At 71.2% G+C, this 12325-nt stretch carries 13 protein-coding genes; 9 read left to right on the forward strand and 4 right to left on the reverse strand.

From position 1 onward, the window contains the following. Positions 1-126 precede the first annotated feature (126 nt). On the forward strand, positions 127-1149 hold the full coding sequence (locus LTT61_RS22160) for an alpha/beta hydrolase (protein WP_233015982.1): 1023 nt from the start codon (positions 127-129) through the stop codon (positions 1147-1149). Positions 1150-1195: 46 nt separating this feature from the next. Here the strand turns inward: LTT61_RS22160 and LTT61_RS22165 are convergent, their stop codons facing one another. Beyond that, positions 1196-1750, reverse strand: coding sequence for a TetR/AcrR family transcriptional regulator (locus tag LTT61_RS22165; RefSeq protein WP_233015983.1), 555 nt, complete (start codon positions 1748-1750; stop codon positions 1196-1198). 106 nt (positions 1751-1856) lie between these two features. Between LTT61_RS22165 and LTT61_RS22170 the strand changes: the two genes are divergently transcribed. Beyond that, the gene (locus LTT61_RS22170; RefSeq protein ID WP_233015984.1) at positions 1857-2774 is read left to right on the forward strand and encodes an SDR family NAD(P)-dependent oxidoreductase; all 918 of its coding nucleotides are present in this window, start codon (positions 1857-1859) and stop codon (positions 2772-2774) included. Between the two features lie 24 nt (positions 2775-2798). Here the strand turns inward: LTT61_RS22170 and LTT61_RS22175 are convergent, their stop codons facing one another. Continuing rightward, positions 2799-3608, reverse strand: a complete 810-nt coding sequence (locus tag LTT61_RS22175) for an enoyl-CoA hydratase-related protein (RefSeq protein WP_233015985.1) — start codon at positions 3606-3608, stop codon at positions 2799-2801. A gap of 132 nt (positions 3609-3740) precedes the next feature. On the opposite strand from LTT61_RS22175, the gene LTT61_RS22180 reads away from it, so the two are divergent. Then, a complete protein-coding gene (locus LTT61_RS22180) occupies positions 3741-4982 on the forward strand; it encodes a TetR/AcrR family transcriptional regulator (RefSeq protein ID WP_233015986.1) in 1242 nt (413 codons plus the stop codon). A 3-nt stretch (positions 4983-4985) separates the two neighbouring features. Here LTT61_RS22180 and LTT61_RS22185 read toward each other — a convergent pair whose 3' ends face one another. Then, the gene (locus LTT61_RS22185; protein WP_233015987.1) at positions 4986-6512 is read right to left on the reverse strand and encodes an aldehyde dehydrogenase family protein; all 1527 of its coding nucleotides are present in this window, start codon (positions 6510-6512) and stop codon (positions 4986-4988) included. Positions 6513-6828: 316 nt separating this feature from the next. Here LTT61_RS22185 and LTT61_RS22190 point away from each other — a divergent pair, with 316 nt between their 5' ends. From LTT61_RS22190 to LTT61_RS22215, 6 genes are all read left to right on the forward strand, one after another. Then, positions 6829-7836, forward strand: coding sequence for an ATP-binding cassette domain-containing protein (locus LTT61_RS22190; protein WP_420094680.1), 1008 nt, complete (start codon positions 6829-6831; stop codon positions 7834-7836). Beyond that, positions 7833-8630, forward strand: coding sequence for an ABC transporter permease (locus LTT61_RS22195; RefSeq protein WP_233015989.1), 798 nt, complete (start codon positions 7833-7835; stop codon positions 8628-8630). The genes LTT61_RS22190 and LTT61_RS22195 overlap by 4 nt, the downstream gene beginning before the upstream one ends. Further along, a complete protein-coding gene (locus LTT61_RS22200) occupies positions 8627-9481 on the forward strand; it encodes an ABC transporter permease (RefSeq protein WP_233015990.1) in 855 nt (284 codons plus the stop codon). Before LTT61_RS22195 ends, LTT61_RS22200 begins: the two co-directional genes overlap by 4 nt. A 4-nt stretch (positions 9482-9485) precedes the next feature. Further along, positions 9486-10250, forward strand: coding sequence for a substrate-binding periplasmic protein (locus tag LTT61_RS22205; RefSeq protein WP_233015991.1), 765 nt, complete (start codon positions 9486-9488; stop codon positions 10248-10250). Positions 10251-10340: 90 nt separating this feature from the next. Next, positions 10341-10790 carry a hypothetical protein gene (locus tag LTT61_RS22210; protein ID WP_233015992.1) on the forward strand — a complete coding sequence of 150 codons (450 nt, stop codon included), beginning with the start codon at positions 10341-10343 and terminating at the stop codon, positions 10788-10790. Next, positions 10777-11133 (forward strand): hypothetical protein, encoded by a 357-nt coding sequence (locus LTT61_RS22215; RefSeq protein WP_233015993.1) that lies wholly within the window; start codon positions 10777-10779, stop codon positions 11131-11133. The genes LTT61_RS22210 and LTT61_RS22215 overlap by 14 nt, the downstream gene beginning before the upstream one ends. A gap of 3 nt (positions 11134-11136) precedes the next feature. Here the strand turns inward: LTT61_RS22215 and LTT61_RS22220 are convergent, their stop codons facing one another. Next, on the reverse strand, positions 11137-12312 hold the full coding sequence (locus LTT61_RS22220; RefSeq protein WP_420094681.1) for a lycopene cyclase family protein: 1176 nt from the start codon (positions 12310-12312) through the stop codon (positions 11137-11139). Positions 12313-12325: the final 13 nt, after the last annotated feature.

Here is a 12325-nt window from a genome sequence, read left to right on the forward strand (position 1 = left end):
ACACAGACCGTAGGGTTCGGGGCGCGTGTCCGCGTCAGGACGTGCCAGTCGACAAACCCGAGACGAAGCGAAGGTGTGAAATTGATACGTCGTCCCAGCCGGCGCCGCGGTACCCGCGCGGCAGTGATGATCGCGACGACGGCGGTGCTCGGCGGCCTGCTGTCCGGTCTCGGCGCATCGACGGCGACGGCCGACCCGATCATGGATCAGAAGGCCCTGCTCGGTAACCCGGTCGCGCCGGACGGCTCGAAGATCGTCAAGGCCGAGTACAAGGATGACCGCAACCTGCGGCTGCACGTGTACTCCGCCGCCATGGACGAGAACATCCTGATCGATGTGCAGCGGCCCGCCGACACCTCCGAGCCGCGCCCGACGCTCTACCTGCTCAACGGCGCGGGCGGCGGCGAGGACGACGCCTCCTGGCAGGCCAAGACCGACGCGCTGCAGTTCCTCTCGGACAAGAACGTGAACGTCATCCAGCCCATCGGCGGCAAGTGGAGCTACTACACCGACTGGATCGCCGACGACCCGGTCCTTGGCCGCAACAAGTGGAAGACCTTCTTCACCGAGGAGCTGCCCCCGCTGGTCGACGGCGCGCTCGGCACCAACGGCACGAACGCCATCGCCGGGCTCTCCACCTCGGGCACCACGGTGCTCGCGCTGCCGATCGCCAAGCCGGGGCTGTACAAGGCGGCGGCCGCCTACAGCGGCTGCGCCATGACCAGTGACCCGGTCGGCTCGGAGTTCGTCCGGCTCACCGTCGAGGTCTGGGGCGGCGGCGACACCCTGAACATGTGGGGCCCGGAGGGCAGCCCCGAGTGGGCCGCCAACGACCCGTACGTGAACGCCGAGCGGCTGCGCGGCACCGAGCTCTACCTCTCCACCGGCAGCGGCCTGCCCGGCAGGCACGACACCCTGGACGGCCCCTACGCGCTCCCCGGCTCGTCGGGGCTGGCCAACCAGCTCGTCGTCGGCGGCGTCATCGAGGCGGGCACCAACTACTGCACGCACAACCTGGCGACCAAGCTGAAGGATCTGGACATCCCGGCCACGGTCAACTTCCGCCCGGACGGCACCCACTCCTGGGGTTACTGGCGCGATGAGCTGCCCGCCTCCTGGCCGACCCTGGCCCGCGGCCTCGGGCTGTAGCAGCACCCGGTGAGCGCCCCGGCCGCAGTGGCGGCCGGGGCGTTCGCTATGTCGGCAGCAGGGCGGTCAGCGCCGCCGCGAGCACGGCGTCGGCGTACTCCTCGGTGAGCCCGCCGAGCCCGAGCGACCAGCGCATCTGGATCGGCCCGAGCAGCAGGTCCACCGCCAGCTCGACATCCGCATCGGCGGGCAGCGCGCCGGCCAGCCTGGCGGCGACGGCGGCGCGCTGGGGGTGCAGCAGCCGCTCCCGGTACTCGCGCGCCAGCCCGGCGTCCTGCTGGATCTCCACGTACATGGCGCGCAGGAATCCGTCGTGCACCGGGTCGGTGAGCGCGCCGACCGCGCCGCGCAGCAGCGGCCGCAGGTCGGCGCGGAGATCGCCGGTGTCGGGCAGCGCCGCGGCCGCGTCCCGCTCCAGCAGCGCGTCCAGCACCACCGCGCCCTTGGACGGCCACCACCGGTAGATCGTCTGCTTGCCGACGCCCGCGCGCGCGGCGATGGCCTCGATGGTCAGCCGCGGGTAGGGCAGCTCGGCGATGAGTTCGCCGGTCGCGGTGAGGATCGCGGTGCGGGCGCGCTCGCTACGCCGGGATTCGTTCACCGCGCCAGCTTACTACGAGACGAGACGTATCGTCTTGACCGGCGAGCTGCGGAGTGTCATCCTCGTACAAGACGAGACGTTGCGTCTCGGTTAGGAGAGGAACTCCATGACGCGAACCTGGTTCATCACCGGTGCCAACCGCGGCCTCGGCCGCGCCTTCACCGAGGCGGCGCTCGGCGCGGGGGATCGCGTCGTCGCCACCGCGCGGGATCCGCGCCGCATGCCGATCGAGCACGAGCGGCTGATCGTCCTTCCGCTCGACGTCAGGGACCGGGCGGCGGTGCTGAGCGCGGCCGATACCGCCGTCGAGCGGGCGGGCCACGTCGACATCGTCGTCAACAACGCCGGGTACGGCCTGGTCGGCGCGGTGGAGGAGCTGTCGGAGGAGCAGCTGCGGGATCAGCTGGAGGTCAACTTCTTCGGCGCGCTCTGGGTCTCCCAGGCGTTCGCGCCGCACCTGCGGGCGCGGGGCAGCGGGCACATCGTGCAGATCTCCACCGTCGGCGCGGCGGGCAGCCTGCCGCTTTTCGGCGCGTACAACGCGGGCAAGTGGGCGCTGGAGGGGTTCAGTGCCGCGCTCGCCGACGAGCTGCGCCCGTTCGGCGTCCACGTCACGCTGGCCCAGCTCGGCGGTTTCGCCACCGACTGGGCGGGCTCCAGCATGCGCTTCGGCACCCGAATCCCCGCCTACGACAACTGGCGCGAACAGATTTTCGGCAGTACGGACTACCCGGCCGAACCCGCCTCCGCCATCCCCGAACCCGCCACCACCCCGGACTCGGCCGAACCCGCCGCTACCTCGGACTCCGCCGAGCACGCCCACACCGCACCCGAACCGGTCGAATATGCCGACGCCGCACCGGAACTCGCCGCCCGCGCCCTGCTCGACCTCGTCGCCGAGCCGAACCCGCCGCTGCGCCGGATCATCGGCCCCGGCGCTCACCAGATGGTCACCGCGGCACTCGACCAGCGCCGCGCCGACTACGCCCGCGACCCCGAATTCCACTGGCCGACAGGTCAATGACGCGCGCCCGCGAGACGCCTGGCGTCAGTCCGCGAAGACCGGCTTCCGCTTGGTCAGCATGGCCGTCGCCCCCTCGACGAAGTCCGCCGACTGCAGCAGCTCGATCTGCCCGGACTTCTCCGCGGCGAGCGTGGCCTCCAGCGCGGTCAGGGTGGCGGCGTTCAGCGCCTGCTTGGTGAGCTCCAGCGCCCGCCGCGGCCCGGCGGCGACCTTCGCCGCCGCGGCCTCCACCGCCGCGTCGAGCGAGGCATCATCGAGCACCTCGGTGAAGAGTCCCGCCGCGTGCGCCTCGCGGGCGGGCAGCCGCTCGCCGAGCAGCGCCAGCTTCGCGGCGAACGGACGCCCCGCGGCGGCCGCGACGAGCGCCGCCGCGCCGCCGTCCGGCATCAGCCCGATATTGATGAACGCCAGCAGCAGGTAGGAATCCTCACTCGCGTAGACCAGATCCGCGGCGAGCGCGATCCCCACCCCGACCCCGGCCGCCGCGCCCCTGATCCGCACGATCACCGGCACCGGCACCGCGACGATCGCCCGCACCAGCCGGTTCGCGGTATCCATCACCTGGTCCGGGGTGATCCCGCGCTGCGTCTCGGCGCCGGAGGCCGACAGATCGGCCCCGGTGCAGAAGTCGCTCCCCTCGCCGGTCAGCACGATCGCGCGCACCGAGCGGTCGTCGGCGGCGGCGACGAAAATGTCCCCGAGCGCGACCATGGTGTCGAAGTCGATCGCGTTCTTGCGCTTGGGTTTCGTGATGGTGACGCGCAGGATCTTGCCGTCGCGCACGGCCGAGAATCCGGCCGGAGCCGCCGTCTCGACGGAATCGGGGTTGCTCATGTCGGTCTCCTGGTAGGAAGTTCAGCGGGCGCCGTGCGATGAATGATGGTTAACTTTGCGAATTGTGGTTAACTTAGGTTGACTGGTCCGGCGCTGTCAACAGACGGCGCGCCGGAGGGAACGGAGAGGTGTATGGTCGCGGATCGCAGCGAGGCCGGTCTCGCCACCGCGCGGCCCGATTCCGGCCAGCCGGTGCGCCGCCGCCCGAAGGACCGCAAGGTCCAGATCATCCGCGCCGCCGCCCGCGCCTTCAGCGAGCGCGGCTACTACCCGGTCGGCGTCGACGAGATCGCGGCCGAGGTCGGCATCTCCGGCCCCGCGCTGTACCGGCACTTCACGAACAAGTACGCGCTGCTGGTCGCGGCCGCCGAGGAGGGCGCGCGCGCCCTCCTCGAGGTGGCCCGCGCCGCCGACGATCCCGCCGCCGACCCGCGGGAACGGCTGGACAAGCTGATCCGCGGCATCGCCGAGCACACCATCGAGATCCGCCGCGAGGCCGGGCTGTACCGCTGGGAGCGGCGCTACCTGGAGCGCGAGGACCGGGTGCGGATCCGGCGCGTCTACGACGACCTGAACGCCACCCTCGCCGAGCCGATCGGCGCGCTGCGCCCGGCGGCGACCGAGGCCGACGTCGCCATGCTGGCCGCCTCGGTGCTCAGCGTGGTCGCCAGCATCTCGGCGCACCGCACCGCGCTCTCGGGGACCAGGCTGCTTCCGCTGCTCACCGGCATGTGCTGGGCGGTGCTGCGCGCGGAGCTGCCGCCGGCGCCGGGGGAGCCCGATCCGGGGCCGTCCGTGCGCGGCCTCCCGGTCACCTCGAAACGCGAACAACTGCTCACCGAGGCGATCCGGATCTTCGGCAGGCAGGGCTACCACGAGGCCAGCATCGAGGAGATCGGCGCCGCGGTCGGGATCAACGCCTCCAGCGTCTACCGCTACTTCAGCAGCAAGGCCGACCTGCTCGCCGCCGCCTTCTACCGCACCGGCGACCGGGTCGCCATCGCGCTCACCGAGGCGCTGGCCGAGGCCACCGACCGCCCGGACGCGGTGCGCCGGATCGCCGGGCGCTACGCCAGGCTCACCTTCACCATGCCGGAGATCATGCCGGTCTACTACGCCGAGTTCAGCAACCTGCCGCAGGCCGAGCAGCACAAGCTGCGCGCCATCCAGCGGCAGAACGTGCTGGAGTGGGCGAACCTGCTCGACGGCGACCCGATCGAGGCCAGGTTCCGGGTGCACACCGCGCTCGGCCAGGTGATCGACGTCGGCAGGCTGATCCGCTTCGACAGCCGCCCCGAGCAGCTGGCCCGGGTGCACGCGCTCATGCTCGCGGTGCTGCTCGGCGAGCAGCCGGAGCCGCCCGCCGAGCCGTGAACCTCAGCCGACGCGGCCGTGCCGCAGCCCGAACATGACCTTGGCCGCGCGCAGGTGCCGCCGGTGCCGGTGGAAGGTCGAGAGGTTCACCTGCGCCCGGTAGCGCTTGCGCGCGATGGCGAGCGTCCGGCTGAACTCCTGCAGCCCCTGCACGCCGTGGCTGTGCCCCTGCCCGTACTCGCCGAGCCCGCCGAACGGCAGCGCCGGGATCCCGGCGTAGGCCGAGGACGAGTTGATCGTCACCACCCCGACCCGCAGCTTCTCCGCGAACGCGGCCACCTCGGCGACGTCCCTGGTGAAGACCGAGACCGCGATGCCGTTGCTCGCGGCGTTGATCCGCTCCGCCGCCTCGTCGATATCGGCCACCCGGTTCACGATGAGCACCGGGCCGATGCCCTCGCCGGTGACCGCGATGCTGTCCTCCGGCACCTCGGTGAGCACGATCGGCTCGATGTACGGCTCCCGGATCGAGTCCAGCCCGCCGACCACCGCGCGGCCGCCGCGGGCCAGCGCGTCCCGCACCTGCCTGCGCACCACCTCGATCTGCGGCTCCAGGATCATCGGGCCGTACGAGGCGTGCCGGTCGGCGCCGGGCCGCAGCGCGGCGGCCTGCTCGGCCACCAGGTCGAGGAACGGCTCGTAGATCGAGGCGGGCACGTAGGCGCGCTGGATCCCGGTGACGTTCTGCCCGGCGTTCGACATGGCGCCGAAGACCGCCGCCTGCGCCGCGTCCCGCAGCCTGGCGTCCACGTGCACCACCATCGAGCCCTTGCCGCTGCGCTCCACCACCACCGGGGTGCGCGAGCGGGAGCACTCCGCGACCACCGCGCGGGCGCCCTGCTCGGAGCCGGCGTAGGCGATCTTGTCCACCGCGGCGCGGCAGAGCGCGATGCCGGTGCGGTCGTCGCCGGTGACCGCCTGCAGCACCGGCTGGTCCGGCTCGATCTCGGCCCAGCTGCGCGCCAGCCAGACGCCGACGCCGGTGGTCAGCTCGTGCGGCTTGAACACCACGGCGTTGCCCGCCGCCATCGCGTAGGCGATCGACCCCATCGGGGTGAAGACCGGGTTGTTCCAGGCCCCGAGCACCCCGACCACGCCGAGCGGCAGGTAGCCGACCGAGGCGTGCTGGTTGCGGCTCAGCCAGGTGGAGCGCAGGTTCCGGCGGCCGAGCGCCCGCGCGGCGTTGCGCGCCGCCCAGTCCAGGTTCTGCACCGCGAGCATGACCTCGATGGCGGCATCGGCCTCCGGTTTGCCGGTCTCGGCGCTGAGCAGCTCGACGAGCTCGCCCGCGCGCCGCGCGATCAGCCGCTTCCAGGCCAGTAGTATCCGTTTTCGGGCGGCGAAAGTCATTCCCGCCCACCATTTCTCGGCGCGTTTCGCGGCGCGCACCGCGTGTTCGACATCCCGTGCGCCCATGATCGCGTAGGCACCGACGGTCTCGTCGGTGCGCGGATCGCGGATGGTCACGGTGTTCGGTCGGTCCGGTCCTCCCGGGAGCGCCGCCACTGTCGGCTGCGCGGACTCAACCATGGTCACCCTTTCGAGATCGGTGTGCCCACCCTGCTTCCCCGGCGATTCCGGCCCCCGAACAGCAGGGTATGCGGGTGATGCGGTGGCGGACAAGGACGTCCGGTCGAGAACGGGCAGCGGCGCCGACGTGACCGGCGTCGCAGTTCTCCCCTGTGATGAATACCACACTTGAATCGTGCACGATTGGGTACCGGACGACTGCGCGCCATCCGGAAATGCGGCCGGTAACATCGCGCCCGACGCGGAGGATCATCAGCCCGGGACGTTCTCGTACGTGCCGGCGCCACCCCGCGCACCCGCCGATAGTGGAGAGTTGATGCCGAGTCCGAATGTAGTGGAGGCGCCCGTGCGCGAAACGACTTCCAGGGAGGTCCGGGAGGCCGCGGTCTCGGTGACCGATGTCCGGAAGTCCTTCGGCGATGTCCACGCCCTCCAGGGCATCGGCTTCCAGGCCGAGCGCGGCAAGGTGCTCGGCATTCTCGGCCCGAACGGCGCGGGCAAGACCACGACCGTCAAGATCCTGGCCACCCTGCTGCGCCCGGACTCCGGCACCGCGATCGTCGCCGGGCACGACGTGCTGCGCGACCCGGCGGGCGTGCGCCGCTCGATCATGATGACCGGCCAGTACGCCGCGCTGGACGAGAACCTCTCCGGCCGGGAGAACCTGGAGCTCTTCGGCAGGCTCATGGGGCTGACCAAATCCGCCGCCCGCAAGCGCGCGGACAGCCTGCTCGAGGAGTTCGACCTGGTGGCCGCGGGGCGCCGCGCGGTGCGGCACTACTCCGGCGGCATGCGCAGGCGGGTCGACATCGCCTGCGGCCTCGTCGTTCGCCCCGAGGTGGTGTTCCTGGACGAGCCGACCACCGGCCTCGACCCGCGCAGCCGCCAGGGCGTCTGGGAGCTGGTCACCGCGCTCAAGGAGCAGGGCATCACCGTGCTGCTGACCACGCAGTACCTGGAGGAGGCCGACGTCCTCAGCGACAACATCATCGTGATCGACCACGGCACCGTGATCGCCGAGGGCACCGCCGACCAGCTCAAGGAGCGCACCGGCGGCAGCTGGTGCGAGATCGTCCCGCTCGACCCCAAGCGCATCGACTTCGCCGTCGCCGCGCTCGGCGACCTGGTCCCGGAGGCGGTCCGCGCCGACCTGCCCGGCCACGACCGGCTCTCCATCCCGGCCCCCGGCGGTGCCAGCACGCTCGCCGAGGCGGTCCGCAGGCTGGACGCCGCCGGGATCCAGCTGGCCGACATCGCGCTGCGCCGCCCCTCGCTGGACGACGTCTTCCTGAGCATCACCGGCCACTCCGGCGGGCAGCAGTGACGGCCACCGCCGAACTCTTCGCGGGGCTGCCAGAGGCCAAGCCGAACTCGTTCGCGCAGTGGCGCGCGCTCACCGGCCGGGTGATCTGGGTGATGGCGACCAAGGGCGAGCTGATCGTCGCCATGCTCACCCCGCTCGTCTTCACGCTCGGCTTCTACCTGCCGCTGCGCTACGTGATGAAGTTCCAGGGCATCGACTACGCGCAGTTCGTGATGCCGATCATCGTGCTGCAGACCATGGCCTTCACCATGATGTCCAATGCCCAGCTGGCCGCCTTCGAGGCGCTCACCGGGCTGAGTACCAGGCTGCAGAGCATGCCGATCGGCGCGCTGGTCCCGCTCACCTCGCGGATCTGCGCGGGCATCGTGCGCTCCAGCTGCTCGCTGGCGGCGGCGCTGGTCTTCGGGCACCTGATCGGGTTCCGGTTCAGCGCGGGCTGGGGGCAGGCGGTGCTGTTCTGCGTCTTCTCGCTCGGGGTCGGCACCATGCTCGCCATCGGCGCGGACGCGCTCGGCAGCGTGACCAAGAGCCCGGAGTCGCTGAGCCAGGCGCTCACCCTGCCCACCATCATCTTCGGCATGCTCTCCTGCGGCTTCGTGCCCGAGGCGAGCTTCCCGGCGTGGATCCGGCCCTTCGTGCGCAACCAGCCGATCTCGCAGTTCTCCTTCGCGTTGCGCGACATGGCGGCGGACGGCGTGACCTGGCACGTCCTCTGGGTGCCGCTGCTCTGGCTGATCGGCGGTTTCCTGGTGTTCATCCCGCTGGCGATCTGGGCGAGTGTGAGGCGGTCATGAGTACGGTCGATACGGTCGAGCGGGAGATCAGCTGGCACGGCAGCCCGCTGCCGGAGACCAGCCCCGCCGCGGAGAGTTCGATGCGCAGCTGGGCCGCGCACAGCCTGCTGCAGTGCAAGCGGCTGCTGCTGGTCTGGGCCCGCGACCCCGGCACCACCATCCAGACCCTGGTCTATCCCGCGCTCACCCTGCTCATGTTCAAGGTGGTGCTCGGTGACTCGATCACCCGCGCCACCGGCATGCCGAGCATCTACGGCCAGGTCGCCATGCTCACCCTGATCGCGGCCATGACCGGCTCGGTCGTGAGCGCGCTCGGCTTCAAGGCGGAGAAGGCGACCGGGCTGCTCGGCCGCTTCTGGACCATGCCGGTGCACCGCGCCGCCGGCCTCACCGGCAGGCTCCTCGCCGAGGCGCTGCGCGTCCTGGTGACTACGCTCTTCGTCATCCTGGTCGGGCTCACCCTCGGCTTCCGCTTCGAGCAGGGCCCGCTCGCCGCGCTCGGGCTGATCGGCATCCCGGTGCTCTTCGGCATGGGCTTCGCGGTGCTGGTGACCGCGCTGGCCACCATCTCCGAGGGCGTCATGCTGGTGAACATCATCGGCATCGTGAACACGCTGCTGATGTTCTTCAACTCCGGCTTCGTCCCGGTCTTCGCCTACCCCACCTGGCTGCAGAGCACGGTCGAGAACCAGCCCATGAGCTGCGCCATCGAAGCCATGCGCGGCCTCTCCTACGGTGGCCCGGTAGCCGAGCCGCTGCTCAAGACGGTCCTCTGGACCGTCGCCCTGATCGCGGTCTTCGCCTACCCGGCGGTCCGCGGGTACCAGCGGGCCGCCGAAACCGGCCGCTGACGCGGTGCGCAGGCGGACCGCGCTCGCCGTCCTCGGCACGGCGCTGTCCGCCGGGCTCACCGGGTGTCACGACGATCCCGACCCGTCCGTACTGCGGGTCGGGACCGAGGGCACCTACCCGCCGTTCTCCGTCCGCGGCCCCGGCGGCGCGTTCACCGGCTACGACATCGAGGTGGCCGATGCGGTCGGTGCCCGGCTGGGCAAGCGCGTCGAATTCACCCAGGCGTGGCTGCGGCACGGGCTCGTCGACGGGTTGGCGAGCGGCGTCTTCGACCTGCTGGCGAGCCACATCGAGCTCACGCTGGGGATCGACGAGCAGCTGGGCACGGCGGGGGTCTACGCCACCGGGGGCCGGGTGTTCCTCACCCTGCCCGGCGCCGAGCCGGTCGCCGACCCGGCGCGGCTGCGCGGCCGCACCGCGGTGCGCTGGAACCCGAGCGACTGGCCCGGGCTGCACCCGGAAGATCTCGGCGCGACCGTCGTCGAGGCCCGCACCCTCGACGACGCCGTCCGGCTGCTCCGGGAGGGCGGCGCCGACGTCGTCCCCGCCGACAGCCTGGCCGTCGCCGACTACCGCACCCGCACCCGCGACAACACCCTGATCGCCACCCCCTACCCGGACTACACCCCCGGCTACACCTTCGTCACCCGCAAACACGATCCCCTCGCTCCCGAGGTCCGCCGCGCACTCGCCGAACTCCGCGCCGACGGCACCCTCCGAACCATCTCCGAGAGGTACTTCGGCGTCGACGTCACCCCCGCGGATTGATCGGCTTCTGCTCCGTCCACGAGGGAACCTCGACGGCACCGGACGCGTCGAATCTGTCCCACTCGCCGTGGGACATCGTGGGGGGAAGACATGAAGGTACGAATTTTCGCCGTGGTCATCGCGGCGATAGCGGCATCGTTCGCCGGGACGGTTACCGCTCCGCCCGCCAACGCCTCGTTCCCGTGGGGAGCGTGCGGGGCGAGTTCGCCCGCCGACAAGGTCGTGACGACCTTCGGCAACTGGAAATTGCTCTGTGGCACTGGTGATTTCGGTTTCCGGCACATCCAGGCCAGGCACTTGGGGGAATGGGAGAGCCTCGCAGCGATCGAGAACCGCAACTGGCGGGACATCGCTGACATGGCCATGGCCAAGGCCCATGACGCCCCCGATTGGCAGGGTTCGCACGTTACAGGTCAGATCTACCTGGTCAATCACGCCACGGGGGCGATCGTCAAGACGGCCCAGCCGACCGTGATCGTGAACAACAGGAATGAAATCATTACCGCCTTCCCGGGAGGAGGATGCCGTGGGAAAGCCTGAACTCCCGAGCGTCGAAGACCTGGTCGATTCCGTCATCCGCGCGGGAGCGGAGCTGGGCCTCCGGATCGAGAGAGGCGAAGCCGGGCGGTTGGTGATCACGGCGGACGGTGCGATGCGTGTCGAACCGCCGCTGATCTTCAGCATGACGGATCAGGAACTGCTCGACTATCACGTCCGCTTGGCGGGTTACGCGGGTAAGCCGGGTGGCTCGCGTACTCCCTGGCTGAGCTGGTTGATGCTGATGTCGACCCACCTCGAAGAGGCCGTCTACCAGGCGGGGAAGGCGGAGGCGTCGACGTCGATCGCGATCGGGGCGACGGGCTTTCAGCCTGCTCCGACGTAGTGCTCAGCCCTCCCGGACTCGATCGGAAGGGCTGAAATCGTGGTCGAGCCAGCGATTCCGGTTGGTCCAGCCGACCAGGTCGTAGCGCCAGCGGAAGGGCCAGGTGTGCGCGACGGTGTCGAAGAGGACGGCGCCGAGGGCGGTGTAGTCGTCGTGGGCGGAGAGCAGGGCCCGCTGTCCGCGCTCGTCCTGGGTGAAGAACGACTCGAACATGGCGATCGACTGGTCGGTGGTCAACCGCCCGAGCCCCCACAGCCCGCGCTCGCGCATCCAGTAGACGAGCCGGGCCCGCCAGGGCCAGAGCGCGGCGATCGGGTCGGCCCCGCGCCGCACCGCCTCGACCGCGGTGTCGACGAGCGCGAGCGAATCGGCCACGCTGTACCCGGTGCACGGGTGCATCATCCCGCCCCGCGACCCGAACGGAACCGCCTGCGCCGCACCGCGCTTCGGCGGCGGCTGGTCGAGCGGATAGTGCGCGGCCTCGCTCGGCTCGTCCCCGGTGAGCCGGATCCCGTGCGCGGCAAGGCGATTCAGCGTGCGGCGGCGCAGCTCGCGCTGCGGCATCCCGCCGCGCAGCCCGAGGCTGGTCTCCTCGAAGATCACCGTGCCGTCGCCGAGCGGGACGGCGTAGAGGAAGGACGGCGGCTCGTCCGGCCCGGCCCCGTTCTCCGGCCGCCAGTCCAGCAGCAGCCCCTCGCCGTCGGCGACCATGGGTGCCGCGGTCTCGGCGTCGACGAAGATCCCGTGCGCGCTTGCTGCCCGCCGCTGCCCGAGCGCGGGCAGTCCGCGGCTGTCGAAGACCGTGCCCGCCCGCACCACCGTGCCGTCGCCCAGCGTCACCTCGTGCGCGGACACGGAGGTAGCCCGGTCCGCCAGCACCGTCGCCCCGTCCAGCGGCAGCGCGTCCCGCAACCCCGGTTTGGAGAGCACGCAGTACGGCCGCTCGATCCGGTGCTCGGCGGCGGCCCACACCGTCGGCGCCTCGATCCGCTGCGCGATCACGCTCCGCGGCAGCCACTCCGGCAGCTCATCGACCCAGCAGGAGAAGGTGGGCGGCCACAGCCGCTCCGGCCGCGGGTCGATCGCCGTCACCCGGAACCCCGCCGCGACCGCGCGGTGCGCGAGCGCCCGACCGGTCGGCCCGAGCCCGACCACGCAGATGTCGACCTCGCTGCTCATACCTGGCATTCAA

It is taken from the genome of Nocardia asteroides (genome assembly GCF_021183625.1).
Classification (GTDB): domain Bacteria; phylum Actinomycetota; class Actinomycetes; order Mycobacteriales; family Mycobacteriaceae; genus Nocardia; species Nocardia asteroides_A.

What these genes read in the sequence shown, in the direction of transcription:
- LTT61_RS22160 (WP_233015982.1), top strand. Translation starts at nt 127, where the DNA reads ATGATCGCGACGACGGCGGTGCTCGGCGGCCTGCTGTCCGGTCTCGGC.
- LTT61_RS22170 (WP_233015984.1), top strand. Translation starts at nt 1,857, where the DNA reads ATGACGCGAACCTGGTTCATCACCGGTGCCAACCGCGGCCTCGGCCGC.
- LTT61_RS22175 (WP_233015985.1), bottom strand. Translation starts at nt 3,608, where the DNA reads ATGAGCAACCCCGATTCCGTCGAGACGGCGGCTCCGGCCGGATTCTCG.
- LTT61_RS22180 (WP_233015986.1), top strand. Translation starts at nt 3,741, where the DNA reads ATGGTCGCGGATCGCAGCGAGGCCGGTCTCGCCACCGCGCGGCCCGAT.
- LTT61_RS22185 (WP_233015987.1), bottom strand. Translation starts at nt 6,512, where the DNA reads ATGGTTGAGTCCGCGCAGCCGACAGTGGCGGCGCTCCCGGGAGGACCG.
- LTT61_RS22190 (WP_420094680.1), top strand. Translation starts at nt 6,829, where the DNA reads ATGCCGAGTCCGAATGTAGTGGAGGCGCCCGTGCGCGAAACGACTTCC.
- LTT61_RS22200 (WP_233015990.1), top strand. Translation starts at nt 8,627, where the DNA reads ATGAGTACGGTCGATACGGTCGAGCGGGAGATCAGCTGGCACGGCAGC.
- LTT61_RS22210 (WP_233015992.1), top strand. Translation starts at nt 10,341, where the DNA reads ATGAAGGTACGAATTTTCGCCGTGGTCATCGCGGCGATAGCGGCATCG.
- LTT61_RS22220 (WP_420094681.1), bottom strand. Translation starts at nt 12,312, where the DNA reads ATGAGCAGCGAGGTCGACATCTGCGTGGTCGGGCTCGGGCCGACCGGT.